The sequence below is a fragment of the Flavobacterium frigoris genome (assembly GCF_900111075.1).
Classification (GTDB): Bacteria; Bacteroidota; Bacteroidia; order Flavobacteriales; family Flavobacteriaceae; genus Flavobacterium; species Flavobacterium frigoris.
The window spans coordinates 151,166-177,456 of the sequence record NZ_FOFZ01000004.1 but is presented as its reverse complement, the minus strand read 5'-3'; the positions used below and the strand labels follow the sequence as shown (position 1 = coordinate 177,456).

Genomic DNA, 26,291 nt, shown 5'->3' with positions numbered 1-26,291 from the left:
TCGTTTTTATATTATAAATAGGACGATCAAAATAGGGAATTGTTACCGTTTTACCAAAATTAGTTTGCTATTCGATTAACTTGGATGCGTCTTCTAATTTTTGTGCGGTAATTGGTTTCATGATATAGTTTTTTACAATTGCATATTTTTTCACCATTTCGATATCAGAAGGATCAATGGAAGAAGTGACAATAAAAATGGAGATTTCTTTCTTAATGGGCAATTGTACAAATTCATCAAGGAATTGCCATCCATCTAAAAGGGGCATATTTAAATCTAGTAAAATTACGTCAGGGAGACTTGAGGAATCATTACAATTTTTTCTGAGTTCATTTAAAGCTTCTTGTGAATTATGAAACGATATTATTTCTTGACAAAATTTATTTTTTGAAATCAACATACTCATTAATTTAATTGATAATTTATCGTCATCGATTATATAGGTTGTTTTATTTTTCATTTATAAAAATTTTAAAAGTACTACCAGAACCTACTTCACTTTCAACTTCAATCTTACCATCCATAGCCTCTATTTGATTCTTGGTAATATATAATCCTATTCCTTTTGCATCTTCATTACCATGAAATGTTTTGTACATTCCAAATAATTTATGTCCATTTTTCTTTAAATCTAATCCTAATCCATTGTCTTTAAAGCTTATGATAGTTTGATGTTCATTGATTTCGTAATTGATTTCAAGAAAAGCTTTGCGGTTTGGGGATTTATATTTTATGGCATTAGTGAATAAGTTAAGTAAAATACTATCTAAATAAGCAGGAATTACACTTACCGTTAAATCATCAGGAATAGTATCGGTTATTACTATTTGACTTTCTTTAATCGCTAATCTCAGCGCCATTTTTGTTTTTTGGATTTCGTCTTTTAAACAAATGGTTGTCTTTTGAATATTTGTTTTCTGCTGAATAGTTATTATTTCGTTTAAATATTCAATTGTTTCAGAAAGTTTTGCAGTTCCTTCCTTAAATAAATCAAAGTATGAAAGTTTTTCAGCTTCCGTTTCAGAGTTCTCAATGATATCTACAACCATTTCTAAATTACTAGAGTGCGAACGGATATTATGCGAAACAATATGTGCAAAATTATATAGTTTGCTGTTTTGTTGACTTGTTACTTCTAAGAGTTTTTTAAGTTCAATCTCTTTTTCTATCCTTAAAGTGACATCGCGTCCTACGCCAACAAAGTTTATAAAATTATTTTCGTTATCAAATACCGTTGTTATATTCAATTCAAACCAATATTTTTCTTTCTTTTTATTGTAATTAAGAATCGTGATTTTTATGCTTTCTTTGTTCTGAATCGCTTTCCTCATTTTGGCAGTGGCGTCAGGATCTGTCTCAGGGCCTTTAGACCTATAGCCTGGCCTGTGGTCAATTACTTCTTCTAGACTAAACCCTGTCAAATCTAAATAGGCTTTGTTAGCCCAAATTGCTTTTCCCTGTGCATTAGCAATTACAATGGTGTCGGTAGTTTCAGAAGCAACAAGAGACAACATGTTTAGATTGGCTTCAACATTTTTACGATCACTTATGTTTCTGAAAAAACAAACTAGGTAGGTGTGATTATCTACTATAAATTTTTTGCCTGAGGCAACTTCCACTGGAATAACAGTGTCATTCTTTGTTTTTAAGTAGGTCTCATTTACAAAATGGGTATCTTTTTTTAATTGATTTGCAAGAAAGATTCTAATTTGTTTCCTTTTATCAGGCGGGAAAAGTTCTGAATTATGAAGACCCAATAGTTCTGAACAGTCATAGCCACTAAGTTCATAAGATCTTGCATTACAGTCTGTAATAATTCCCGTTGCAGAGTCAATAATGATAATAGCATCATTGGCACTGGAAAAGATAGAAGAGAATTTTTCTACACTTAATTCTAGTTTGTGAATCAGGTTTTGCTCTTTTGTAATGTCCTGAAAAGTACCTATTAAATGAGCTGGTTCGCCGTTTTTGAATTCGACCTGGCAAACACATTCGACAAATCTGATGTTGTTTTTAGCTGTTGTAATTTGGAATTTTTCGTGAAATGAAATTCCTTCCTCGATTGCTTTTTTTATATTTATTTCGAATCGCGTCCTCATATCTCCCTCTGAGAAGAAATTGATAGCATATCCTTTTATTGGTTGGAAACCTTCAGAAACTTCAAGAATACTTTTTGTAACTGTATCCCAATAAACCGCATTGGCTTTAATGTCTATTTTCCATATACCAATTTTAGCAGATGCCGCTGCTTTAACATATATATCATCCTGGTCAGTCATAGTAGGTTTGAATATCGATTTTGCCTTGGGGGCTTTCAAATGTAGAATAAATATTTTCCCTACTGTTTTTTTTAACAAATAAGTTGTTGGTGATTTAGTGCTTTGAAGTTATTTTTATTTTAAGTTATTGTAGATCAGTATTTTATTTTTAACGTCGTTTATTTTAAATATTTCAGTATAAATTTTTTCTTACGCTACTTCGTTGGGATTGTGGATACTAAATATAATTGTGAAGGGTTGGGATATGGGTATCTAATGCTTGGAATAAATTAAGAAGTTTGTGTTTTATTCTTTTTTACTTATAAATTGATGTAAATTTGCATTAAATCCACTGTAATGAGCGATTCTGAAGTACTGTTTAAAAAACCATCCTATCCTATAAATAATGCCCTTTTTGATTACTTAGGTCGTTTTGATCGTATTTCAAAAGTTCCTGTTGTTTATGATGATTTATTGCGTTTCTCAGGTTTTATAAACGTCTACGATAAGCATGAAGAAGATACCCTATGGATAAGGGTTTATTATAATGAATTTGAAAGAATGGAAATTGATCTAACTTTAAAAAAGATCTATTCGCTTTTGCATTCAGATGGAAATTTAGATATTATCAAGTTTTTAAATGTAGATTCAATCGATTATTGCACCTTTGGAAATTCGAAGCCTTTTCGAATAAAAGTAAGAAATATTTTAAATGACAACTACACTCATTTTTACGTAAAGAAAGCGGATGCCTCAAGAGTATATGGCCTAGAGCTAGAACACATTCTATCTCCAGATAAAATCAATTTTTTAGTATATGAAGATACTTTGATTGAAGAACATATCATGGGGATTCCAGGAGATGTATTTATAAAAACACTTTTGAATGATTGTAGCGAAACTGAAAAATCACAAATAGCAAAAGAATTTGTGAAGTTTAATGAACGCTGCATGATACGACTTTTAGGTGACATGAGGTCTTACAACTATGTAATTGTCCCCATTCATGATTTTGACCAGGTAGTTTATAGAATTCGTCCCATCGATTTTGATCAGCAGTGTTACGAGGGAAATTTCAAGATTTATAGACCGCAATTCTTTAAGGAGAATTATCCAATGGTAAAATTAGTCAAAGATAAATTGCAGGATAGTTCCATTGAACAATATAAGGATGAAGAACGATCTGTATTGGCTAAGAGAATCTTATCGGCAGAAACACGTATTAAAAGGCTATTAAAGATTATGGGAAATGATCTCATTGCCCCTGATGAAAATGTGGAACGACTAAAGAATGATTTGTATGTATTTACAAATGATTTGAATTTTAAAAATGCTAAAAGGATGGGTAATGTTTTGACTGCAGCTTTTCGATTTGTTACCAGAAACTATAAAAATCCCAATTTATTTAAACCTGGTTTTTAATTCATGAATTAGGTTTTTGTTGTTAAGTTTTTATCACATAATTCTCCAAAAAATGAGAAACCCAATCTCGATTGTATTATTGTTAATATTGTTTTTGTCTTGTAAACAAGATTCAAAAGTAATAACATCACTTTATGCACTACCGAATAAATTAAAAGAAGTTTCAGGAATAGCTTATGCAACACAATCTAGCTTGCTTTGGGTTCTTGAAGATAGCGGTAATGCTAATATGATTTATGGGTTAAACCCAAAGGGAAAACTCGAGAAAAGCATCACAATCCAAAACGCTAAAAATATCGATTGGGAAGATATTACTAAGGATAGCAAAGGAAATTTATATATAGGGGACTTTGGTAATAATGACAATGAGAGAAAAGATTTATGTATTTATAAAATTGCTAAAGATTCTTTACTAAAGAATACGATAAACGCTTCTTATAAAATTTCATTTGAGTATCCAGAGCAAAAAAAATTTCCGCCAAAGAAGAAGGATCTTTTATATGATGTTGAATCTTTTTTTGAGTTTAAGAATAACTTTTATCTTTTTACAAAAAACAGAAGTAGTAAATTTGATGGCACGACTTTCCTTTATAAAATCCCTAATAAAGCAGGTTATCATCAGGCAAAGTTACTTGGAGAATTCAAGACAGGAGGTAGTTTTGAAAACAATGCTATTACTAGTGCAGCCATAAGTCCAGATGGGTCTAAAGTGGTTCTTTTATGCCATAGTAAAGTATGGCTTTTTAAAGATTTTACTACAGATGATTTCTTGTCCGGAAAAGCAAGTGAACTTAAACTGCATCATTTTTCGCAAAAAGAAGCTATTTGTTTTAAAGACAATTCAACACTATTAATTGCTGATGAAAAGACTAAAAAAATAGGTGGTTTTCTTTATGAAACAACGGTAGAAAGACTAGAAGCCCAACCCTAAGCCAAAAGTAATCCGTCCTTCATCATCAGCACTTTTAAAATAAGTTAATCTTGTCGTCAGGATATTGAGACCATTAAGCCAGATACCACCACCGAAGGATTGATGCCATTTATTTGAGGTTTCTCCATCTAGCCAAACTCTTCCGTAATCAAAACCGCCAAAGATTCCATACGACATAGGAACGATACTATTCTTGATTTTTCCTATTGAATAGCGAATGTCACTACTTTGAAAAAAGGATTGGTTTCCTAGAAAACGCTGGTTTCTAAAGCCTCTTAAATCATAATCACCTCCTAAAGTTGCTCCTTGATAAAAGTCATAATTATTGTTCAAGATTGCTTTCCCTTTTAATAGAGTGGCCAACACAAGTTTCCCATTCGAATCAATTTTATGATTAAAATTAAGTTTAGACTCGATTGCAGGGAAATTACGTTTTGTATCGTTAAGGTTTATTTTCCAACTTCCACCTATTGAAAAACCCATTCCCATGGTTGGTAAAGAAGGGTTGTCATAGTTTTCATAACTGTATGTTATACTCGCTCCAGCAAATTGCTGACTGTCAAAAACTCTGGGGTTTACACTGTTTGTAACTGCTACAAAACGATTATTTATACGTTCTACATCAAAACTTTCAATGGATGTTTGAAAAAGAATAGTACTTCCATAAAGGCCTATTTTTTTAATTTGCGGTGCTATTATGAGCATTCTAATGCGAACTCTATTATAATCCATACCAAATAACTCTTCATTATTTAGACTGTTATTTCCATAGCCAAAATAGTTAATGGCAAAATTTGGACTTGTAATTTGGGATTCTAAATTAAAGTCCCAATTACCAACTATTTTAGGTGTATGAAGGTTGTAAAGTAATTCAAACCCTTCCGTTGCAAAATAGTAATTAGCTTTTAAAGTGTGTTTTCGGGTATACGGATTTTGTTTAAAGTGATTGATAGTGTAGTTTGCAATAATACCAAGTTTTATTCCGTCATCAGGGTTAAAACCAATAGTTGGCATACCTGAAAAAGCATTGTATTTTGGTTTCTTATAATCATAAAGATTTGACTCATAATCATCAGTCAGGAACTTTTTAGTTTTTGAGTCAAGGTTAAAGCTGTTTTCTTTTGATTTAAAATCAATGATTTTAGCGTTATGACCATTTGTAATTGTATAGACGTCATGGTTCTGTCCACCAATAAGTCTAATGTTTATTCTAGATTTTTTATTTCCCATAACTTCAAATTCGTCATCATCATCTAAGCCGTACACCCAGATATTCTTAGTTTTAGAGCCATTGAATAATTTAGTATACTCTAATTCATCGCCCTCTTTTTTTATTCGATAAACACGAACTTCAATTTTATTTTTAGCAACATGATGAATTATAAATTTGTCTTTTTTATTGGTGCCAACAATCAAAATCGTTTTTTGTAATACACGATTATATTCGCTAGCATATTTTACTAGCTGTGCTCTTCTTGATTTTAGTTTCTGCTTTATTTGGTCAATCGTCTCGTCTTGTACTTCTTTGGGTAAATTATCAAAAGCGTGGTCTATAGTTTCATTAGATAGGTTTTTTTGAATGTATTTCGCCTGTGCAATCCAGTCTTTTTCGGTAGCGGTTTTTAAAAAAGCAAGGTCTAAGGGATACGGTTCTCTATTGAACCATTTAACATTCTTAATGTTATCCTTGAATGTTTGCATATGACGAATCGCCGGAATATTCATCAGGATAGAAAGCAAGGCGCCATCATATTTAGAAAAAGCTTGATCTCTATCACGAGGAATAGGCTTATAAATAACTTTATTGTCTTTTTTATATTCGGCCCAGCGCCATTGATCATAATGTCTGTCCCAGTCACCGATGAGCATATCAAATAAACGTGCTTTTATGTATTCGCTTTCGTCAACCGTATATTTTTCATCCTTGTGTAAGTTCTCTAGTAAATCTTCGGTGCTAATTATATCATCTGGTTTTCCAAAGGTCTTTAGGTCTTTTTGACTTTCGGAAGGACGCTCTTCAACTAAATATAATTCGTCACCAAAATCAGTATTAAAGGCTCCTAATGCTTTTTGTTTTGGAATATAGTACAAATGAGGATTTGTATGGAAGACACCAACTCCATCCGCTAAATTACCAACGGCCAGAGGTGCATAAGGATGTGCGGTCGTATAAAAATCATACAGAAAATTTTCAGCATAGGTATTTTTAAATTCATGTTCTACATATTGATCTTTGAAAGCAACACTTTGCAAAAAGCGTCCCACACTTTTCTTTACAGCACGCATTACATACTCTTTGCCATCATGATCAGAGAGTCGCAGTGAAATAGATTGATGACCACCGCCAGCTCTTTCAGGTGTCAGGCCTCCATAGAGCGTGTCTAGTGTTGCTACTTTTGATTCTATTATAGTGCCATAATATTTTCGATAATGGGTACCAAAAATAAAATTATGAGTAGCACTTTTGTCAATCATTTCAGGCGTGTAAACTGATGTTTTTTCTGTTGAAGAAAATTGGGTTGCATAATCAACTTTGAATTCTTTCTTAGGAGAAAGTACTGTTTTTCTGAAAAGTAATTGAGTTTGATTGTTATCTCTACCGTAAAATGAAACTGCTGTTTTGCCATTTTTATATATATCTAATGTGGCATACCCATTTTTTCCGTAGGAGAAATCATTAGGATTTATAGCTCTGGCTGCCTCAGATTTAGATCCTGCACCACTAATGATTTGCTTGATATTATCGTTGTCAATATATTGTAAATTATGATCATGACCAGAAACCACAATTACATTATTTTGGCTTTGTAAAAGGGTTTTTATTCGTTTTACATAAGCAGTATATTGTTTGTTTTGAATATCTTGAGGGCTAATTCCAGAGGTTTTTCTCAATAAGTTAATAAGGGAGCCTATAACTGGTAAAGGGATTTTTTGTTCTAATGGGAAAATCTGTTTTTTTAAAGAAAATTGTCCGCCATGACTGCCATTAGTCATCAATGGATGATGCAACGCCATAATGACTGTTTTATCTTTGTTTTTATTTAAGATGCTTTCTAATTCTTCAAAAAAAGCTTCTCTACTTTTAATTGAACAATCATCATTTAGTGTTGGAGTTTTATCCCAGTCTTCAAGAAACCATTGACTGTCAATTGTAATAAGAAGTAAGTTGTCATTTATTTTCTCATCTTCAATGGGGGACCCTTTTCTGGGAGAAAATGATCCTTTATCATCAAAGTAATCCGTAATTATTTTTTCTTGTCGTTCTAGTCCTTTTATGCCGTTATACCAGTCGTGATTTCCTGGGATAAAAATAGTTTTTCCTTTGAAATTTTTTGAAATTTTTAATTGATTTTCAAGCTTTTTTGTGGCGATTTTATAATTTATTTTGTCTTCTTTTTGAGGCATTCCTTTTGGATAAATATTATCTCCTAGGAATAGAAGTGTACTGTGTTTATTAGCTAGAACAAGCTTTTCATGAAGCGAGTTTAATACGTTTTTAGCATTTTCTTCGTCGGCATTTCCTGCATCACCAATTAAAAAGAGAGTATGGGCAATTTTTGAAGTATCAGTTGCACTATCGGCCACAGGATTTTCAATCTTATTTCCAAATTGCGAATGATGTGTCGCACAGGACTGCAATAAAACTAAAAATAAAGTGAGCGATTGAAATATTTTATTTTTGAAGAAACGATTATCCGAAAACAATTTCATAATTTAGTAGTATAAAAATTTACATATGAATCTTATAGAAGAAGCCGAATATTTTGTTTGTAAATTACTCAAAGATAAACTTTCTGTTTTATATTTCTATCATGATTACAACCATACTTTAGAAGTAGTAACTGCAGTTCAAGAACTTTCTAAAGAGGAGGAATTAAGTCCGCTGGAAAATGAAATAGTACTTGTAGCAGCTTGGTTTCACGATACTGGATATATATACGGATGCCAAAACCATGAAAATCATAGCATAGATATTGTTTCTGATTTTTTAAAGGAAAAAGATAAATCAGATGAATATATACAACAAGTTTCTAGTATTATAAAAGCAACTATTTTCGATCATGTTCCTCAATCTCTTCTTGAAAAAATAATCAAGGATGCTGATTTTTTTCATTTTACAAAGGAAGATTATCCAATAAAATGCAATCTACTAAGAAGGGAATGGGAAAGTACAAATAAAGTAAAATATACTGATTTAGAATGGGCTCAAGAAAACTTGAGAATGTTATCTCAGCTTCAGGCATATTATACTGAATTTGCCATTGAAAATTGGCAGATTCTAAAAGAAAAAAATATTAAAGTAATTGAACAAGAAATACAAAATATGCAAAACGATAATAGCGATTTACTGGAAGTAACTAAAATTAAAAAAAAGAAAACTAAAAAGGAAGATAAGAAAGTAAAACCAGATCGCGGGGTTGATACTTTGTTCAGAATAACATTAAGTAATCATACTCGTTTAAGCGGAATTGCAGATAGTAAAGCCAATATTTTATTATCGGTAAACGCAATTATCATCTCGATCGCATTATCTTCTTTAATTCCAAAATTAGACAATGCTAATAATGTTCATTTGATAGTTCCAACTTTTATAATGCTGATGTTTAGCGTGGTATCAATAATTTTCGCGATACTTTCAACACGTCCCAAAGTGACTACTGGAACTTTTACAAGACAAGATATAGAAGATAAAAAAGTGAACTTACTGTTTTTTGGGAACTTTTATAAAATGCCTTTAGTCGAATACGAATGGGCCGTAAATGAGATGATGAAAGACAATGCCTATTTATACAACTCCTTGATTAAAGACTTGTATTTTCTGGGTATCGTTCTCGAAAAAAAATATCGATTATTAAGGATTACTTATAATATTTTTATGATTGGAATAATAATTTCAGTCATCGCTTTTGTAATAGCATTTAATTCCGTTAGGATTTAATTCAACTCGTCTAGCAATTCCTGATAAGTATATCTCTTGTCAGGGGAGTTTTGGTCAACAGTATTTAAAACTTTTACTCGTAGTGCTTTAAGCCCAGAAACACCTTGCAATTCTTCGACATCAAATTGCTCTATTGTTGGCTCAAGGATTCTTTTAAATTGCAAGAACTTGATATATTTTAAGTATTCTGTTTCTTCATAATTATGGGAGTACACAATCGTGATTTTCTCTTTTTGGGTAATTCTTTCGGTTGTTCCTTTGATGTTGGATTTATCAATACGTTTTTTAACCACTTCATAACGGGCATTATAGGTACCGTCAACATCAAAACGTTTTTCATCCATTCTAAAACGAATAGAGATAGGAGAACTAAAAACTAAAATCAAGGAAGTTACATCTAGTTCATAGGGCAATGCTGATTTAAGCTGATGATGTTCTAATTCCATTTTGCACAGCGTTTGAAGTTGCCACAATCTTAAATTATTCAGGTACATTAAATCAAAAGGCTGTGAAGGCGCAATTGAAGCACCAATATAGAGATTGTGCTCGACTCCATCGGTTTTAAATCTTTCGAAATAATGCGGAAATATATGCTGTGCCTCCACTTGTTCTTTGTCTAAAACGGTAGCCATTTTTTTATTGATGATGGACATGGCGTCATCAAATTTTTTCCGTGCTTGATAAAACAGACCAGTTTTTGGATCTAAGTCTTCAAAATAGCTGTTTATTAATAACTGGCACTCGCCCTCAATTTGTGAATTGGATAAAATGGGGTGTATTTCTTTTTGAATGTAGTTTTGAATCTGTTGCTCTGTATCTGCTTTTAATTCTAATTGCAATTCTTTAGCGTAGGATTGCATTTCAAATTTTCGTTGCTCTAGTAAATGAAGCGTGCTATTTACTTCTAAATTTTCTAAAATGGCAGATAGGACATTCAGCTGGTTTTTTAAATCAGTTTTTACAGTTGCATTTCGGTGTTCAGAGGAACCTTTGATGTCAATCTGACCATACAAAGGATACACTTCTTTGAAAACAATTTCCTTAAATATATAATCCTTATTAGAGGTGTTTGTCTGGAAATATTTTTGTGCTTCATTTCTGAATTTCCAGTAAACACTGGAGTGTATTGCAGTGTACTCGCGTTGAATTATAGCTTCTAATTGATTCTCTAAATCGGTGTTATACCGTTCCAAAGTATCTACGATATACGGCAGTATAAGATCGAGATTGTTAGCATTAATACTATTTAATTGTCTGGGTTGTGATGAAACGAGTTCCATAATACCTAGCAATTTATTATCTTTTATTACAGGTGCGAGAATGCAGCTTTTTATACCCTGAGCTAGTAAATGTTTAGCAAACATTTCATTACCGGGAATAGTAGAAAAATGTTCCACATTTGAAATTGAAAATGGTTTTTTATCTTCTAATAGAGTACTAAAAGAGCATCCTAGAAAAGCTTTTTCACAAGGAATTTCATTTTCATTCAAAAGAATGAAGCTTTCCAGTTCCCCATTTTTAAAGGGAGGTTTTATAAATTTACCTTCTTCCTCATTATATATAAGAAGTCCTATTCTTAAGTCAGGAACTTTAAATATTGATTTAAAGATAGCGTCTGAATTTTTATTAATGTCATTTTGATCTTTTTCAGATTTTAAAAGATTGGTTTTCAAATTAGATATGGCACTTTCCTTGGTAGCATCGTAAAGAGTGACTATTCCAAAACCTTTTAGAATCCAACTTTCTAAAGGGAATTTCTCTTTCCATAAATCGATAGTACTATAATTGTCCATCAATTCATCAATGTCTTCAGAGGATAATGGAACTGCTTTTTCTGTAGGATATATTTCAATAAAATCAGCATTGTAGAGAATGCGATAATGATTTATAATTCCGTTTGAATTAGGAATGTCATAGAATAACGGTTTGTTGTAATCAAATTGTTGACCGTAGTAAGAATTTAAAATTAAGATACAACTTAGTATATAAAACTGATCATCGTTAAAATCTCTTATCGTTAGATCAAAATCTCCTGCAGCATCTAATATTTTTTTGAATCGTTGAGAATAATTAAACGTCAAATTTTGAAACGGAATAGTAACAGCTTTGATTTCATTATTTGTTAGTGAAGTAGGGAATAAATCAGCTAGTAAATATTTTATAAGTGTTTTGTTATTTTCAATAATAGATAAATCGGCAATACCGGTTCTGAATTCAGGTATTAATTCAATTTCTTTTAATACCGCTTTTGCATAATTAGAACGATAATCAACATCTGATAGTGTAATTTCTTCCAATGATTCGATTAGTTTATGGAAGGAAATTAGCGTTTTAAAAGGACTTTCGTTGAATATAAGAGTGTTCATTATGGAGCGGTTTTAAAAATGCAAAATTACTAGTAAATAAGTATTTTTACCTTTGTAAATTTATTAAAAAATCGCCAATTGCTAAAGTAATGGAAGGTTTAATATTCGATCGTCTTAGTAGAAGTTGTACTAAATTAAATAATAGGACTTACTGAATAACCGCAGTATTCTGATTTGTTATTAAAACTAAAAAGGCATAATTTATTTGAAGCAAGTCCCTTGAACTGATTTGTCGCACAATCGAGGTACAGGCATGAAATTAGAATTTCAGATTTTGTCTTTTTTTTGCTGATGCAGATTTTGTTTAAAAAGTAAAATATGGTGACTAAGTTACAGCAAGAAGCATCCTTTTTATTTTCTTTATAGTGAAAGAAATAGTGCCGAATTATAATTTAAATCAACTAAATATGCTGAAGATTTTTCTTTGAACAAAAACTTTTTAAAGTATTATTTATATCTTTTAATTCGGGTGTCAGATATGTTTTCTTTCCTTTTTCATCATTTGTTAGCTCTAGCTCACAAACGGTACATTTATATTCCTTAAAATGATTTGTAATATTCCTGGTTGTAATTATTCTGTGTCCAAAAAGTGAGCAATAGAGTTTTTTACTTAGAAAATTTTCTTTGATTTCGATTGTACTCATAATGTAAATGGTGGCGTTTAGGTAAATTTGAGTCTGCAAAAGGTATTGAAAAAATAGAATAACTAACGATTTAATCGATTAAATACATGATTTTAGTATAAATATAAATAATTTCTGATGTTATAAGGAAAAATGAATGCTTAAATATAAAAATTAACGAATAAACTAGTTATTAGTACCTTAAAAAAAAATCCTCAATTACTTAGTCGTAATTGAGGATTTTTTAAAAGCAAAAGGAATGAAAAATAGCTTTACGATTTTTCTTCTTTATTAAAGTAAACTAAGTAGTAATACATTTGTTTTTCTTCGTCCCAACCTTTTTCAACATATTTCTCTGCACTTTCTGGATTGATAAAATCCATTTTGATTTGGATATGTGTGTCTAAGTTGATTACATTTTTAATTGATTTACGGGCATCTGTAACGGCAGCATTAGCAATAGGAAAAGAAGTTACATCTTCGATGCTATATTTTTCTCCTTTATCTACTTTGTAATTTTTAAATTCTGGAATCAAATCTGGGTTATCTAAAACTTCATTTAAGAAGTTAGATTCTTCAAATTGATCATTTTTTGCAAAATAATTTACAGAACGGTTCATGAACATTACTTCTTCTTTTTTATCTTCAGCTGGAAAAACAACGTCTTTTGCAAAGTTTTGACAAAATTTCAAGTACTTCTTAGTGATAAAATTCTCATCCTCAAACGCATCAACTGAAAGAAAATGCTCTAACCAGTAGCGCGCATCGTAACGGTTACTGTCAACAGTTAAAATTTTGTAGCCTTCTTCCTTTTTATGATTAAAGATGATACATCCTTTATCTAGTTTGCTCAAGTTTATCCCTTGTTGCAAAATCATTTCTAGATGTGTTCCTTTTTCTTCAAATTGTAAAAAATCAGCTTGTAACTCACTTTTAAAAACACCAATGGCATCAACTACATTATTGTCAATATTTACATTAGTCAAATAAGTAACATAAACCTCTCCATTTTTAATGTGAGGATGATTCGATTGTTCGAATAAATGTTTTGTAATATTCTTTGAATTTTCATGTAAACTTGCCGGATTTTCAAAAATCGCTGAAGCAAATTTATACATGTCGTTATAATCTAAATCAACTTCATGCGCAAACTGAAAGTAGTTTTCTTCTTTTTCTCTAAAAGGTTTCAAGAAAAACTCTTTTATCAATGGCACAATTTCGTCTTGAAGACTAAAAGGTTGTTCTGATAAAAAGAGAGCTTCATTGCGGCTTTTGTTTCCAACGCGATGAATCGAAAGCGTTTCGATATGCGTGTTAAATAAGTTGATCATTTTTTTTATTTTTTAGATGGAAGAGCCAAGATTATAGACAATAGAGAAGTCTTTAATCTTGGCTCTTGATTCTTCGTTTTTTATTAATCTAATTCCAGATTTCGTCAGATCCATATTCTTCAAAACTGTCGTCGTCGCCAAACATGTCCAAATCATCTTCGTCTAATCCATCTTCATAATCATTGGCATAATCGTCAGCATTGTCTGCTTCAAAGCTTTTTTCCATTGCCTCATCAGGCATTTCTCCATGAGAAAATAAAGTTTCTGGATATAAATTTCCGGCAACCTGCTCCTCAACTGCAGCTAATTCAACTAAGAAAGTCCACATATTAATGAAATCATATACATAGATAATTTTTGTGTTTTCGGCATCTAATAAGTCTGATAATTGGTAAGAGCCCATTGTTTTTTGCTCCCCAATAACGTCACCAGTATCAAAAAGCGAAATTTCATCTTCTTGGTTCCAAGTCTCATCACAAGTATAAAACGAAGCGACTTCCATGCCGTCAAATCCAAAGGAATTGAATATTGCGTTATGTAAATCTTCTAAAGTGTCATCTGCAAGTATTGCAATATCTCTGAATATATCTTCTTCTGCATCTAGAATTACTCTGAATTTGTAAACCATAATCTTTGTTTTTAATGAGAGTTCAAAGGTAAAATTTAATTTTATATATCTTTTTAAGAAACTTGATTTGTTAATAAGATTTACAAAAGGTCTAAATTGTAATTTTTAATTCTTTTGAATAATTCGTTTTCTAAAGTTGTGGTATTTTCTGTGAAATCTATTGTCATTAGGATAATACCTTTTTGAGGTGATATTATTGATAATTAAAGCAACAAACAGTAAAATTAATACGCCACTCAATACAGGTGATATTACATACCAATATCCTAAATTTTTTATTTGGGCTGATCCAGTTACGGCGATCAAAGCGGTGGCTCCTCCAGGAGGATGCAATGTTTTTGTCAATTGCATTAAAATAATAGAAAGTGAAACGGATAAGGCCGCTGTTAGCCACAAGATGTCCGGAACAAATTTGGCGACAGTTACCCCTACAATTGCAGAGATGACGTGACCACCGATCAAATTTCGAGGTTGTGCTAATGGACTTTGGATGATTCCATAAATCAAAACAGAGGAGGCACCAAAAGATCCTATAAGAAATAACACATCCGAATCTGGAAGCATTTGAGATTGTAAATAAGCAAGAGTCCCTATTCCAATAAAGGAACCAGCAAAAGACCAAAATTTCTCTCTAAAATCAACTAGCGTTTCTTTATAAAGTATGTATTTCGTCTTACGATAACTTCTTTTAATCTTTTCTGTAGGCATAGAATATTATTTTGCCACGCTAGCAGCGTAGGAATAAACAGAATGTGGATAAATCATCTTTGCGGTATATTTTGAAATAAGACAAACGAATAAAATGGGGATAAATAAGGTGTAATCATTGGTTAAACCACAAATTAAAAAGATAGCGGTAAATGGTGCATGGATACTAGCGCTTAAAACGGCAGCCATGCCTAAGACCATAAAATTAACTGGGATTATATCAGCTTTCAAATAAGTATTTAGAAGTAGCGCCACAAATAATCCCAAAAACGCACCTATGAAAAGGCTGGGCGCAAAAACACCACCATCTCCACCAGAAAATAAAGTAGCCGAGGTAGCAATAGGTTTTAAAAGAATGATTCCGATAAAAGTATAAAGTAAATTAGTAGATATTTTTACTTCATTTGGATTTGTAAAAATCATTTTTATGGCATGATACCCTTCCCCATATAATTGTGGAAAGAAAAATAAGGAACTACTAAGTATGACGGATCCTATTATGATTCGATAATAGTGACTTTTTATTTGGCTTAAATTATTTTTAAAAAACAATACACAACGGGTGAGATATACAGAGTTGATTCCGGCCAAAATACCTAAAAGAATAAAATATGGAATCGCTCGTAAATGCCAAGTAGTTATGGTTACATCAAATAAAGGTTTCTCATCAACCAAGTAGACCAGCCCAAAAGCAACCAAAACCGCAATGATGTTAGTAATAAAGAAAGTACGTGTTATTTTTTTAGAAATCACTTCATAAACAAAAAATAATCCAGCAGTCGGACTGTTGAAAAGCGCCGTTATTCCGGCGGCAACTCCGGCACAAATAAGTTCAGTTTTATACTCTTTAAAGAAATTTTGTTTGCGCTGCGCTACTGATCCTATGGTCGCAGTTGCCACAACTGTCGAAACCTCAATTCCTGTAGATCCACCAAAGATTACGGTTAATAATCCATTAATAAAATGAGAAGCAATTTTTGATTTGGGTAAGTTTTTAGTTCTAGATCCTGTACTTTCAAAAACCTCATTGATTCCTTTGTTTTCTTTTTTGTTAAACAAATAATGTCTCAGGAAATAAATAACAGATAATCCAAAAATAGGAAAAACAAAAATAAAGATAGGGTGTAAACTAGCTTGGTTGGAGAAAATTTCTTCGTAATGTTCTGTTAGCTTTTTCAGTGCTATTCCTAAAAAAGCCGAAAGGAAACCAATTAATACAGAACCAATTATTAATTTTTGCAGTTTAATTAACGGCATATTTTTTTTAATACGACTTGTAGAATTCATTTTAATAGTGATTGTAAATCTAAATTTCAAGATTTTTAACGAGTGCAAATTTAAAGAATTAAATTCCAGCAAGTCATATTAGACAGTCACAAGGTACTTTTTTTAGGAAAGTTTTATGATAGTATAATATCTTAAAATAAAACTCAAAATATTATTGATTTAATTTTCGGATCACTTTTGCCGGATTTCCCACCGCCAATGAATTATCAGGAACATCCTTTGTAACTACAGATCCAGCACCTATGACACATCCTTTTCCAATCGTAATTCCAGGGCAAATCACCGTATTTCCCCCAATCCAGCAATCGTCACTAATGGTTATTGGCAAAGCACTTTCAAGTGTTTTTCTTAATTCGGCTTCCAGTGGGTGAGTGGCAGTGTACAATTGCACACCAGGAGCAAAAAACACATTCGAACCAATAATTACCGGAGCGCAATCCAGCACTACACAGTTTACATTAAAATACACATTCTCGCCACAACTAATATTATAACCATAATCACAATGAAACGGCGGCTCAATATACAAGTTCGCACCCGCATTCGGAATCAGTTCTTTGATGATTTCTCGCGCTTTTTTCGTGATCCTATATTCGGTAACATTCAATCTATGAAGCAGGTTTTTAGCGCGTCGGCGGTCTTTTACTAAGGTTGCATCTCCGGCCAAATAATATTCTCCGGCAATCATTTTTTCTTTTTCGGTAGTCATTCGAGCTATTTAAAATATTATTTGGGCATGCCCTTCGCAAAAGCTCCGGTCGGGCTATTCGTTACAATCTCTCTTGTCTCGTTTTTAGAAACGAGACAAGAGAGGATTTTCACTGCTATCCCTCATGCAAACCGCCTCCGTAACCTTTTGCGATTGGATGTAAATATAAACCAAAATTAAAAGTACCACAACTCATCCTCATATTTCAACAGTTCAGTTTCTTTAAGTTTTTAAAAGCTGATAATCGAAATACATTTGGACTATCAAAATTAAACGACATGAAATCAATCATAACATTTATTATTTTATTTTTTGCTGCAAGCGCATTTTCTCAAACCACCATTTCAGGAAAAACGCTCGATAAAAAAGGAAAACCCATCGCGGGGGCTAACATTTATATTGATGGTACCTACGATGGTGCTACTACAAACGAAAACGGACAATTTTCGTTTACCACCACCACAACCGGAAATCAAATCCTAATCGCTAGTTTTCTGGTTTATGAAAGCTTTAAAGTAACAATTGATGTCGCTAATTTTCAAGACAAAACCATCGTTTTAAAAGAAAGTAGCAATACGCTTGACGCAGTAGTAATTTCGGCTGGAACTATGGAGTCTGGGGACAAAGCAAGAGTTTCTGTCCTCAAACCCTTAGATATCGTAACTACTGCAGGTTCAGCAGGAAATATAATTGCTGCACTACAAACCTTACCCGGAACGCAGAGCGTAGGCGAGGACGGTCGACTTTTTGTTCGTGGGGGCGAGGCCAATGAAACCCAAACTTTTGTTGACGGAATAAGAGTAGCACAACCTTACAACGCTACCATCGGAAATGTGCCTACACGCGGACGTTTTTCTCCGTTTTTGTTCAGTGGAATCGCCTTTTCAACCGGTGGTTTTTCAGCCGAATATGGGGAAGCACTGTCCAGCGTTTTACTCTTAAATACAGAAGATAATCCCGATCAAAACAAAACCGAAGTTTCCTTAATGACCGTTGGATTAGGATTAGGAAATACCCAAAAATGGAAAAAGAGCTCGCTTAGCCTAAACGCTTCTTATATCAATTTAGCACCTTATCAAGCCGCTATTCCTCAAAATCTGGACTGGAATAGTCCGTTTCAATCTTTGTCTGGTGAATTGGTCTATCGCTATAACTTCAACAACGGAATCTTGAAAGTCTACGCCGCATTCGACTCTTCAAAAATGGATATCAATCAAGAAAATATAAATGGTCCTGAGAAAATTCGTGTGGATTTAAACAATAATAATTTCTATTTCAATACATCATACAACGGTCGTTTTGGTACTGGTTGGCAAGTGGTGACTGGTATGAGCTATGGATACAGTAAAAACCAAATAGGATTGGATTTAGACAACGTTAATAATGACGAAAACGCAGCGCATTTAAAATTAAAAATAAAGAAGAACTTCTCTAATTATTTTAAGTTATTGGTTGGTGGCGACTATTTCATATCTAAATTCGATGAAAATTTCGTACCCAATTTAGGTATAACTAAAACAAACGGCTACAATTCTAATATTGCTGCAGCCTACACCGAAGCGGATATTTTATTTTCTAAAAAACTAGCCGCCAAAGTCGGTTTTAGGGCTTCTTACAATGATTTATTGGCTGAAAGTACCATTTCGCCACGAATTTCAATGGCCTACAAAATAGCCAAGAATAGCCAGTTTTCTATTGCCTACGGCGATTTTTCTCAAAGTCCTTCGGTTGATTACATCAAATATTCCAAATACCATCAGTTTCAAAGTGAGAAAGCATCGCATTACATTCTGAATTTTCAATACAGCAAGGACAATCAAACTTTTAGAGCTGAGGCCTATTACAAGGATTATAGCAATTTAGTAAAATACGATACGCAAGCCATTGCCTACAACTCGGTTTTCAATAATGAAGGATCGGCTTACGCCAAAGGATTGGATATTTTTTGGCGAGATGGAAAAACCATCAAAAATCTAGAATACTGGCTTTCGTATTCGTTTATTGATACTAAAAGAGATTATAAAAATTTTCCAACTGCAGTTACGCCCAGTTTTGTAGCCAATCACACTTTGTCATTAGTAACTAAATATTTCATTACAGACTGGCGCTCGCAAGTGGGTTTTACAAATTCGTTTAGTTCAGGACGTCCATACAACAATCCAAATGAAACCCAATTCATGAACGGAAAAACAAAAGTCTACAACAATTTAAGTTTCAATTGGGCGTACTTAATTAGCCCACAAAAAATTCTGTATTTCTCAGTTTCAAATGTATTAGGAACGCAGAATGTCTACGGATATGATTATGCCAAAAACCCAGATGTAAATGGAATTTATAATAGAAGGGCCATTACACCCACAGCAGATCGCTTCTTTTTCGTCGGTTTCTTTTGGACGATCAGTAAAGACAAAAAGGACAATCAGTTGAAGAATTTGTAAAGTGGTTAATTACAATTGTAGGGAATCTGGGTTTTGTCTTGTATCGTAAAGGCGCAACACTTCTATCCTTGAATTAGTCTCTCTATAATAAAGCGTATTTTGTTTAGTTATGATACATTTTCTTATCTGGAAATCTTTATTTATAAAAGGAAATTGCTTTGGGTTTTTTCGGATTAAATCAATGCAGAAATCTAATTTATTGATGAATTTAGTGCATACATTTTTATTCCATCGAATTTCTAAATAATCAAGGATTTTTGTTAAATCATCTTCTGCAAGAGACGACCATTTGATGCTTTTACGCATACTTTTTTCTAAATTTGTCCATGATGGATTGATGGTCAATACCTTCTGATGAATCCAATTCTTCAATAGCTTCTAATAAACCACTTTGTTGCATTTGCGATAATGAATTCCATTCTTCGGTGTCATTTTCTTTATTTAGAAAATTAAAAAGCAAGCCATAAACTTGTTCCAATTTGGATTGGTCCAATTTGTCGATTTCTCGGAATAGTTTTAGTTTTATTTCAGCTGTACTCATGACGATGTTTTTATCAAAATTACAAAAAAAATCATTTAACTACAACTCATCCTCAAAAACCGACAGTTCAGTATTATTAAATTTAATTAGAATAAAAACAGTATTACTTTTGAAATAGAAATTAACAGTGTTTCAATCATCAATAAAAAAATCAATCTTAAAACTAGAAATCATGACTAAATTAATCACCGCATTCGCACTATTTGTAATTACATTCCTTTCAGCTCAAGGGCAACAAGCCGTAACTCCAGCAACAGCAGGACAATTTGAACAAGGAATGGGAAAAGCCTTCGGACTTTGGAAAGAAGGAAAAAATACGGAAGCTTCGGATTTATTCGAAAGAATTGCAGCAGTAGAAACAACTACTTGGTTGCCTAATTACTATGTAGCATTAGTCAATACGACTTCTGCCTTTGGAACTAAAGACAAAGAAAAAATAAAAGTATTACTTTCGAAAGCACAAACTGCTTTAGACACTGAAATGGTAAAAGACCAGAATAATGCTGAGCTTTATGTGATGCAGGCCATGATCAACACCGCCTGGATTGTATATGACCCAATGACAAACGGACAGAAATTATCTGGTTCAACCATGGAACTCTATGCAAAAGCCGAAGCTATTGCCCCTAATAATCCTAGAGTGGTTTTCTCAAAAGCTGAATTTGAGATTGGTGGAGCTAAATTTTGGGGAAGAGATACCAAGCCAATGTGTGCTCAAATAGATAAAGCCATTGGACTTTTTAGTACTTTTCAACCTGAAACAGCTTTTTCTCCAAGTTGGGGATTAGACAGAGCCTTAGTAGCTCAGAGAAATTGTAAATAAGAATAAAGGTGAAAGTGAAATTTTTAATGTTAATAAAATAGGTATATGAATACATTTTTAAGGGAATTTCCACGAGCTTTAATAATTTCTATAGTAATATTTATTGTTTTAACAATAATTCCAGCTCTCAACGGAGGCGTTGTCACTTTTGATAATCATTTAAAGGTTAATTTTTTATACACCATGCTTTATGGAATGGTTTTGTATTATGCTAATGCGACCCTTTATATTTTTTTAGATTCGTTTTTTGAAAATGACAAGTACAGTTTAAAAAGAGTGATTGTAGGGTTCTCAAGTTCATTTTTCCTTACTTTATTTGTAATATTTTTATTACGTATTTTTCAAGATGTAGTAATTGAAAACGGGACATTTAATGACTTTTTTATAGACGAAAAACCTTCAAACTATATTGTGGCATCAATAGTTTCGTTTGTTGTTCTGCTAGGGATTCATTCGCTTTATTTCTACAAAGCGTACAATGAAAACAGGGTAAAAGAGCAAAAAATCATCGCAGGAACAGCATCAGCAAAATTCGAAAGCTTAAAAAATCAAATCGATCCGCATTTTCTTTTTAATAGTTTAAATGTTTTGAGCTCTTTGATAGAGGAAAACCCTGATAATGCGCAACGTTTTACGACCTCCTTGTCTAAGGTATATCGATATGTACTAGAGCAAAAGGATAAAGAGCTAGTTTCTATAGAGGAAGAATTGGATTTTGCCAAGACTTATATGAACTTACTGAAAATGAGATTTGAAGATAGCGTAGATTATAAGTTATTAGCGAGTAATATTAATACAGAAGCTAGAGTAGTGCCACTTTCGTTACAATTATTACTAGAAAATGCGGTTAAGCATAATGTAGTAAGTGCCCAAAAACCATTGCAAATTAGAATTGACATAGAAAATGGATATTTGGTGGTTCAAAATGATTATCAAAAGAAAGAAGTATTACAAGATCGTCGAGGAGTAGGGTTGCAAAATATTATTAGCCGTTATGCAATTATCACGAATAGAAAAGTGATGATCGAGCAAGATGAGAAGACATTTACAGTAAGAATACCTATTTTAACAAAACAAATTTCAGTTATGGAAACAGCTATCGATTATAGTGAAAATAACGCTTACTACAGAGCTAAAAAGCGAGTCGAAGAACTGAAAGGCTTTTATGGAAACTTGATTTCGTACTGCTGTGTAATTCCGTTCTTAATATTTATTAATCTCAAATTTTCGCCACAATTTCATTGGTTCTGGTTTTCCGCTTTGGGTTGGGGTTTTGGATTAACGATGCATGCTTTGAAAGTCTTTGGGTACAGTTCGAACTGGGAAGAGCGCAAAATCAAAGAGATTCTAGAAAAACAGTCTACAAATAAAAAATGGCAGTAATTATGGAAAACACATATCAACAAAAGGAGCGTTACTTCAAAGCGAAAAATAGAGTAGATAAAATTAAAGGATTCTACGGTAATTTATCATCATATGTATTTGTCAATTTAGGGCTTTTAGCACTTAATTTATGGACATCACCAGATCATCTATGGTTCTACTGGCCACTATTAGGATGGGGAATAGGTGTAATCATTCACGGTATGAAAGTGTTCAATTATTTACCTTTTTTCAACCAGGATTGGGAAGAACAGAAAATAAAAGAGTTGATGGAGGAAGAACAAGAAACTCGAAAACAAAATAATTACAAATAAGTAAAATAATAAATCATGGGAAGAATTAGAAGAAGAAGGGACGAAAATTATCAGGAATTTGGAAACAGCGCTGATCAACAATATAACATGGCTTACAAGCGCGTAAAGAGAATAAAGAGTTTTTATGTTCATGCGCTGGTATATGTTTTGGTGAATACTGTTATAATCATTTCTAGATCTAATAGAGATCTTTTTAACGCTATTGAATTTTGGAGTTGGGAAACATGGAGTACTGCTTTATTTTGGGGAATGGGTTTATTGGCACATGGATTTTCGGTTTTTGGAAGAGATTTGTTTTTTGGATCTGATTGGGAAGAAAAGAAAATTCAACAATTTATGGATAAAGATAAAGGGGATAAATGGGAGTAACGTTAAAAAAATAAAACAATAATTTTAAAAATCATAAGACCACAGTAGATGACAACTATTATAATTGAAGACGAAAAACCAGCCGCAAGACTGTTGCAAAGAAAGCTCGAAAAACTAAAAATTGAAGTAGGAGTGATGCTTCATTCGGTTGAAGAAGCCATCGATTGGTTTTCTAAAAATGAACATCCAGATTTGATTTTTTTAGACATTCAATTATCCGACGGATTATCCTTTGAAATTTTTGAAAAAGTCGAAATTAAGAGCGCTGTAATTTTTACAACGGCCTATGATGAATTTGCTTTACGAGCCTTTAAATTAAACAGTATAGATTATCTTTTAAAACCAATTGACGAAGACGATCTGGAGCAAGCTGTTTCGAAATTTAAAGAACGATTGCCTAAAAAAGAAAAGTTGCAATTGCATTTTGAAGAGATTAAAAAAATGCTTGGGAATCCTTTTGAGAAAGAATTCAAAAAAAGGTTTACGGTAAAAATTGGGCAATATTTGAAAGTCATTTCGATTGAAGAAATCGAATGCTTTTTTAGCGAAAACAAAGGAACTTATATTCATACATTCGACAATAGAAATTATCTTATTGAATCAACTTTAGAAGTATTAGAACAAGAATTAGACACAAAAGAGTTTTATAGAATCAACCGAAAATTTATAATTCCGATGAAAGCAATTAAGGAAATTGTGGTCTATAGCAATTCTAGATTAAAAATTATTCTGCCTTCTTATGGAGAGGATGAGGTTATTGTAAGTAGAGAAAAAGTAGCTGATTTTAAAGTGTGGATTGGGTAGCGAAAAAACACAAAAAAAACTGTTTCGAAAAACTGCATTTTCATTTCATTTTGAATAAAATAAAAAGCATTTTTCCAGAACAGTTTTTAGTGGGTCTAAAACTCGAAATTATTCAAATAATGATTTAATTTCTTTTTTAGTCTTTCCTAATTTTTGTTGTAGCTTTCCCCACATTTCATCTTCTTTTCCTTCTTCAAATAACAAATCATCATCGGTAAGGTCGGCAAATTTTTGTTTTAATTTACCTTTCATTTCATTCCAGTTTCCTTTAATTTCTTCTGAGTTCGGCATAATTGTATAGTTTAATAGTTAATAAAACATCTATTACAAAGTTCAAAAAAAGTAAAAGAAAAAGTGTTATATAATTCGGTGAAATTGTTATAGAATAATTGCATTTTGGAATTTAACTAGTTGGTTGGTTTATTTAAACTAATATGGTAGGTTGATTAACGTAAAGTTCTGATTAATAGTTTATTTTTGTTGTAATATAGATTTTATCTATCGCCGTTTTTAAAACTTGAAAAAGGATTTTCTTATGCCTATTAGGATAAATATAAGAAAAGAATATCCAATAAAAAAAGGAGCAATATACTCGATATAATCCATTGCTAACATCAACGAAATCAGCAGTAATTGGAAACCTAATCCATACAGGGAAACGAAAGTCATAAACCAGTTTGGAAATGTTTTTACCTTGTAGGCACTATTGTCTAAAGTATGAATGATCTTGTCAAACCCTCCGTAAACGACTGTGTAAATTTTGAATAAAATATCGACTGATTTTTGAGTTTCACCGGCTAAAGCCCTTGGTGATTTGTATTCGAAAATCTTGCTAGTTTTATCTCCCCCTACCGATTTATTTCTCAAAATAACATAGTAGTAATTGTATAAGGTTCCTTGTAATTGAATGCAGAAAAAAGCGCCTAAAGTGAGCAGAAAAGAGGTATTTGAAACGTAGCAAATTGCACTCAAAAAAAGGAAGTTTAAGATGATATCAAAAACGCTGTCGAGGTATCTTCCGGTGTAGGAAGGTGTGTTTTTTAAGCGTGCAAGTTCGCCATCGGCAGCATCGATACCTGATTTTAAAATGATGAAAAATCCAGCTAAGTAAAAGTGGTTTTCCAAAATACAGTAAATCGCAATTAGTCCGGATATACCAAAAAGAAGTGTGACATGGATAGGCGTGAATCGCGTATTTTTTAATCGATTCGCGAGCATTTTTCCAAAGGGTCTTCCGTAATCTGATAGGTCAAGGAAGCTATCTTGCGCAGCAAGTTTAGACATTTTTTATAGGAACAAATAGAAATGTGACAATATAGTCAAAGGTAAATATAGTGATAAGTTGTTATTTTGACAACCTATGTAAAGTAAATGTCATCGCCGATAAAAGGAAAAAAGCATTGATTTGATGTGTTAATCCTAGCCACAATGGAACGCCATACAAAAGAGTAAAAACGCCTAAAACAAATTGTACAAAAACGAGTATTAAAAGTAGGTTTATTCCTCGGGATTGGGCAAGGTCTAAAGTGAATTTTCTGCTTTTAACGTAAAGTAAAACCATAAATCCTACCACAACATAAGCTAAGGTTCGGTGGATAAATTGCACGCCACTTTTACCTTCCGTAAAGCTTAATAGTAAGTTTTTTTGTTCTAGAAAAACACTGTCATGGATGAATTGGCCATCACTCATCATGGGCCAATGATTGTGAATTAATCCTGCATTTAAACCGGCAACAAAACCACCATAAACAATTTGGATTAATAAAAATGCTAAAGCATATCTTGCTATAGTTTTTAAAGGTTGTAGACTGTTTTTTCGAACAGGATAGAGTAAATCTAAGGCTACCCAAAAAGTATATGCAAAGGTAATAAAGGCAAAAGTTAGATGTAGCGCTAGTCTAAAATGACTCACATCTGGATTGTTAATCAAGCCGCTTCGAACCATAAACCATCCTAAAAAACCTTGAAAAGCACCCATTCCTAGAAGGACGATGCATTTGTTTATTGTCGCTTTATCCAGTTTCTTTTTAATTAAAAAATAAAAGAATGGAACTATAAATACCAATCCGATAATACGACCTATAAAGCGGTGAAACCATTCCCAAAAATAGATGAACTTATAATCAGAAAGTTGAAAGTCATTGTGAATATTGATTTTTTGATATTCAGGAAACTTCTTGTATTCATCAAATGCTTGTTGCCATTTAGCTTCTGTTAATGGGGGAAAAGTGTCTGTAACTAAATGCCAGTCGGTCATTGATAGGCCGGAATTAGTCAATCTTGTAATTCCGCCTACGGTAACCATTAAAAACAATAATACGCAACCGGATAATAACCAAATAATGACAGATCTATTCTCTTTTTTCATTTTTGAAACTAATTTTGGTAAAGATATTTTAAATTTTAACAATCCTTAA

General features: G+C 32.4%; 24 protein-coding genes. 9 read left to right on the top strand and 15 right to left on the bottom strand.

The features are described from left to right. Positions 1 to 67 precede the first annotated feature (67 nt). Positions 68 to 460 (bottom strand): response regulator, encoded by a 393-nt coding sequence (locus tag BMW63_RS07955; RefSeq protein ID WP_074722931.1) that lies wholly within the window; start codon positions 458 to 460, stop codon positions 68 to 70. Next, positions 450 to 2,279 carry a PAS domain-containing sensor histidine kinase gene (locus BMW63_RS07950; protein WP_074722930.1) on the bottom strand — a complete coding sequence of 610 codons (1,830 nt, stop codon included), beginning with the start codon at positions 2,277 to 2,279 and terminating at the stop codon, positions 450 to 452. The genes BMW63_RS07955 and BMW63_RS07950 overlap by 11 nt, the downstream gene beginning before the upstream one ends. A gap of 336 nt (positions 2,280 to 2,615) precedes the next feature. Here BMW63_RS07950 and BMW63_RS07945 point away from each other — a divergent pair, with 336 nt between their 5' ends. Both BMW63_RS07945 and BMW63_RS07940 read left to right on the top strand, forming a co-directional pair. Continuing rightward, positions 2,616 to 3,680, top strand: coding sequence for a hypothetical protein (locus BMW63_RS07945; protein ID WP_074722929.1), 1,065 nt, complete (start codon positions 2,616 to 2,618; stop codon positions 3,678 to 3,680). 52 nt (positions 3,681 to 3,732) lie between these two features. Further along, complete coding sequence (locus tag BMW63_RS07940) at positions 3,733 to 4,611, top strand: hypothetical protein (RefSeq protein WP_074722928.1); 879 nt, start codon at positions 3,733 to 3,735, stop codon at positions 4,609 to 4,611. Here BMW63_RS07940 and BMW63_RS07935 read toward each other — a convergent pair. Beyond that, positions 4,594 to 8,322: a metallophosphoesterase gene (locus BMW63_RS07935; protein ID WP_074722927.1), complete on the bottom strand. Its 3,729-nt coding sequence runs from the start codon at positions 8,320 to 8,322 to the stop codon at positions 4,594 to 4,596. The genes BMW63_RS07940 and BMW63_RS07935 overlap by 18 nt on opposite strands. A gap of 25 nt (positions 8,323 to 8,347) precedes the next feature. On the opposite strand from BMW63_RS07935, the gene BMW63_RS07930 reads away from it, so the two are divergent. After that, positions 8,348 to 9,550, top strand: a complete 1,203-nt coding sequence (locus tag BMW63_RS07930; RefSeq protein WP_074722926.1) for a Pycsar system effector family protein — start codon at positions 8,348 to 8,350, stop codon at positions 9,548 to 9,550. Here BMW63_RS07930 and BMW63_RS07925 read toward each other — a convergent pair. The 7 genes from BMW63_RS07925 to BMW63_RS07895 form a co-directional block, all read right to left on the bottom strand. Next, complete coding sequence (locus BMW63_RS07925; RefSeq protein WP_074722925.1) at positions 9,547 to 11,916, bottom strand: GAF domain-containing protein; 2,370 nt, start codon at positions 11,914 to 11,916, stop codon at positions 9,547 to 9,549. The genes BMW63_RS07930 and BMW63_RS07925 overlap by 4 nt on opposite strands. Positions 11,917 to 12,317: 401 nt before the next feature. Beyond that, positions 12,318 to 12,560 carry a hypothetical protein gene (locus BMW63_RS07920; RefSeq protein WP_074722924.1) on the bottom strand — a complete coding sequence of 81 codons (243 nt, stop codon included), beginning with the start codon at positions 12,558 to 12,560 and terminating at the stop codon, positions 12,318 to 12,320. Positions 12,561 to 12,811: 251 nt separating this feature from the next. Next, entirely contained in the window at positions 12,812 to 13,870 is a 1,059-nt protein-coding gene (locus BMW63_RS07915) for a nucleoid-associated protein (protein ID WP_074722923.1), read from the bottom strand. A gap of 88 nt (positions 13,871 to 13,958) precedes the next feature. Continuing rightward, positions 13,959 to 14,498: an IS1096 element passenger TnpR family protein gene (locus BMW63_RS07910; RefSeq protein WP_074722922.1), complete on the bottom strand. Its 540-nt coding sequence runs from the start codon at positions 14,496 to 14,498 to the stop codon at positions 13,959 to 13,961. Positions 14,499 to 14,603: 105 nt separating this feature from the next. Beyond that, positions 14,604 to 15,206 carry an HPP family protein gene (locus BMW63_RS07905; protein WP_074722921.1) on the bottom strand — a complete coding sequence of 201 codons (603 nt, stop codon included), beginning with the start codon at positions 15,204 to 15,206 and terminating at the stop codon, positions 14,604 to 14,606. Between the two features lie 6 nt (positions 15,207 to 15,212). Further along, positions 15,213 to 16,463 carry a chloride channel protein gene (locus BMW63_RS07900; RefSeq protein WP_317040268.1) on the bottom strand — a complete coding sequence of 417 codons (1,251 nt, stop codon included), beginning with the start codon at positions 16,461 to 16,463 and terminating at the stop codon, positions 15,213 to 15,215. 181 nt (positions 16,464 to 16,644) lie between these two features. Next, positions 16,645 to 17,202, bottom strand: coding sequence for a sugar O-acetyltransferase (locus tag BMW63_RS07895; RefSeq protein ID WP_074722919.1), 558 nt, complete (start codon positions 17,200 to 17,202; stop codon positions 16,645 to 16,647). 278 nt (positions 17,203 to 17,480) lie between these two features. On the opposite strand from BMW63_RS07895, the gene BMW63_RS07890 reads away from it, so the two are divergent. Further along, positions 17,481 to 19,640 (top strand): TonB-dependent receptor, encoded by a 2,160-nt coding sequence (locus BMW63_RS07890; RefSeq protein ID WP_074722918.1) that lies wholly within the window; start codon positions 17,481 to 17,483, stop codon positions 19,638 to 19,640. 9 nt (positions 19,641 to 19,649) lie between these two features. Here BMW63_RS07890 and BMW63_RS07885 read toward each other — a convergent pair whose 3' ends face one another. After that, entirely contained in the window at positions 19,650 to 19,946 is a 297-nt protein-coding gene (locus BMW63_RS07885) for a type II toxin-antitoxin system RelE/ParE family toxin (RefSeq protein ID WP_074722917.1), read from the bottom strand. Further along, on the bottom strand, positions 19,939 to 20,181 hold the full coding sequence (locus BMW63_RS07880) for a hypothetical protein (RefSeq protein WP_074722916.1): 243 nt from the start codon (positions 20,179 to 20,181) through the stop codon (positions 19,939 to 19,941). The genes BMW63_RS07885 and BMW63_RS07880 overlap by 8 nt, the downstream gene beginning before the upstream one ends. Before the next feature lie 172 nt (positions 20,182 to 20,353). Between BMW63_RS07880 and BMW63_RS07875 the strand changes: the two genes are divergently transcribed. The 5 genes from BMW63_RS07875 to BMW63_RS07855 are packed head-to-tail and all read left to right on the top strand — an operon-like array spanning position 20,354 to position 23,874. Beyond that, on the top strand, positions 20,354 to 21,004 hold the full coding sequence (locus tag BMW63_RS07875) for a hypothetical protein (protein WP_074723031.1): 651 nt from the start codon (positions 20,354 to 20,356) through the stop codon (positions 21,002 to 21,004). Positions 21,005 to 21,049: 45 nt separating this feature from the next. After that, entirely contained in the window at positions 21,050 to 22,387 is a 1,338-nt protein-coding gene (locus tag BMW63_RS07870; RefSeq protein WP_074722915.1) for a 2TM domain-containing protein, read from the top strand. A 2-nt stretch (positions 22,388 to 22,389) separates the two neighbouring features. Beyond that, complete coding sequence (locus BMW63_RS07865) at positions 22,390 to 22,701, top strand: 2TM domain-containing protein (RefSeq protein ID WP_074722914.1); 312 nt, start codon at positions 22,390 to 22,392, stop codon at positions 22,699 to 22,701. Between the two features lie 15 nt (positions 22,702 to 22,716). Next, positions 22,717 to 23,070, top strand: a complete 354-nt coding sequence (locus BMW63_RS07860) for a 2TM domain-containing protein (RefSeq protein WP_074722913.1) — start codon at positions 22,717 to 22,719, stop codon at positions 23,068 to 23,070. A 48-nt stretch (positions 23,071 to 23,118) separates the two neighbouring features. Then, positions 23,119 to 23,874: a LytR/AlgR family response regulator transcription factor gene (locus BMW63_RS07855; RefSeq protein WP_074722912.1), complete on the top strand. Its 756-nt coding sequence runs from the start codon at positions 23,119 to 23,121 to the stop codon at positions 23,872 to 23,874. A gap of 108 nt (positions 23,875 to 23,982) precedes the next feature. Here the strand turns inward: BMW63_RS07855 and BMW63_RS07850 are convergent, their stop codons facing one another. The 3 genes from BMW63_RS07850 to BMW63_RS07840 form a co-directional block, all read right to left on the bottom strand. Then, a complete protein-coding gene (locus BMW63_RS07850; protein ID WP_074722911.1) occupies positions 23,983 to 24,165 on the bottom strand; it encodes a CsbD family protein in 183 nt (60 codons plus the stop codon). Between the two features lie 219 nt (positions 24,166 to 24,384). Continuing rightward, positions 24,385 to 25,158, bottom strand: coding sequence for a CDP-alcohol phosphatidyltransferase family protein (locus BMW63_RS07845; RefSeq protein WP_074722910.1), 774 nt, complete (start codon positions 25,156 to 25,158; stop codon positions 24,385 to 24,387). Positions 25,159 to 25,219: 61 nt separating this feature from the next. Next, positions 25,220 to 26,242 carry a COX15/CtaA family protein gene (locus BMW63_RS07840; protein WP_074722909.1) on the bottom strand — a complete coding sequence of 341 codons (1,023 nt, stop codon included), beginning with the start codon at positions 26,240 to 26,242 and terminating at the stop codon, positions 25,220 to 25,222. Positions 26,243 to 26,291: the final 49 nt, after the last annotated feature.

Bases quoted from the DNA above. Each gene is read 5' to 3' on its own strand.
- BMW63_RS07955 (WP_074722931.1), bottom strand. From the start codon at position 460: ATGAAAAATAAAACAACCTATATAATCGATGACGATAAATTATCAATT.
- BMW63_RS07950 (WP_074722930.1), bottom strand. From the start codon at position 2,279: ATGACTGACCAGGATGATATATATGTTAAAGCAGCGGCATCTGCTAAA.
- BMW63_RS07945 (WP_074722929.1), top strand. From the start codon at position 2,616: ATGAGCGATTCTGAAGTACTGTTTAAAAAACCATCCTATCCTATAAAT.
- BMW63_RS07940 (WP_074722928.1), top strand. From the start codon at position 3,733: ATGAGAAACCCAATCTCGATTGTATTATTGTTAATATTGTTTTTGTCT.
- BMW63_RS07935 (WP_074722927.1), bottom strand. From the start codon at position 8,322: ATGAAATTGTTTTCGGATAATCGTTTCTTCAAAAATAAAATATTTCAA.
- BMW63_RS07930 (WP_074722926.1), top strand. From the start codon at position 8,348: ATGAATCTTATAGAAGAAGCCGAATATTTTGTTTGTAAATTACTCAAA.
- BMW63_RS07925 (WP_074722925.1), bottom strand. From the start codon at position 11,916: ATGAACACTCTTATATTCAACGAAAGTCCTTTTAAAACGCTAATTTCC.
- BMW63_RS07920 (WP_074722924.1), bottom strand. From the start codon at position 12,560: ATGAGTACAATCGAAATCAAAGAAAATTTTCTAAGTAAAAAACTCTAT.
- BMW63_RS07915 (WP_074722923.1), bottom strand. From the start codon at position 13,870: ATGATCAACTTATTTAACACGCATATCGAAACGCTTTCGATTCATCGC.
- BMW63_RS07910 (WP_074722922.1), bottom strand. From the start codon at position 14,498: ATGGTTTACAAATTCAGAGTAATTCTAGATGCAGAAGAAGATATATTC.
- BMW63_RS07905 (WP_074722921.1), bottom strand. From the start codon at position 15,206: ATGCCTACAGAAAAGATTAAAAGAAGTTATCGTAAGACGAAATACATA.
- BMW63_RS07900 (WP_317040268.1), bottom strand. From the start codon at position 16,463: ATGCCGTTAATTAAACTGCAAAAATTAATAATTGGTTCTGTATTAATT.
- BMW63_RS07895 (WP_074722919.1), bottom strand. From the start codon at position 17,202: ATGACTACCGAAAAAGAAAAAATGATTGCCGGAGAATATTATTTGGCC.
- BMW63_RS07890 (WP_074722918.1), top strand. From the start codon at position 17,481: ATGAAATCAATCATAACATTTATTATTTTATTTTTTGCTGCAAGCGCA.
- BMW63_RS07885 (WP_074722917.1), bottom strand. From the start codon at position 19,946: ATGCGTAAAAGCATCAAATGGTCGTCTCTTGCAGAAGATGATTTAACA.
- BMW63_RS07880 (WP_074722916.1), bottom strand. From the start codon at position 20,181: ATGAGTACAGCTGAAATAAAACTAAAACTATTCCGAGAAATCGACAAA.
- BMW63_RS07875 (WP_074723031.1), top strand. From the start codon at position 20,354: ATGACTAAATTAATCACCGCATTCGCACTATTTGTAATTACATTCCTT.
- BMW63_RS07870 (WP_074722915.1), top strand. From the start codon at position 21,050: ATGAATACATTTTTAAGGGAATTTCCACGAGCTTTAATAATTTCTATA.
- BMW63_RS07865 (WP_074722914.1), top strand. From the start codon at position 22,390: ATGGAAAACACATATCAACAAAAGGAGCGTTACTTCAAAGCGAAAAAT.
- BMW63_RS07860 (WP_074722913.1), top strand. From the start codon at position 22,717: ATGGGAAGAATTAGAAGAAGAAGGGACGAAAATTATCAGGAATTTGGA.
- BMW63_RS07855 (WP_074722912.1), top strand. From the start codon at position 23,119: ATGACAACTATTATAATTGAAGACGAAAAACCAGCCGCAAGACTGTTG.
- BMW63_RS07850 (WP_074722911.1), bottom strand. From the start codon at position 24,165: ATGCCGAACTCAGAAGAAATTAAAGGAAACTGGAATGAAATGAAAGGT.
- BMW63_RS07845 (WP_074722910.1), bottom strand. From the start codon at position 25,158: ATGTCTAAACTTGCTGCGCAAGATAGCTTCCTTGACCTATCAGATTAC.
- BMW63_RS07840 (WP_074722909.1), bottom strand. From the start codon at position 26,242: ATGAAAAAAGAGAATAGATCTGTCATTATTTGGTTATTATCCGGTTGC.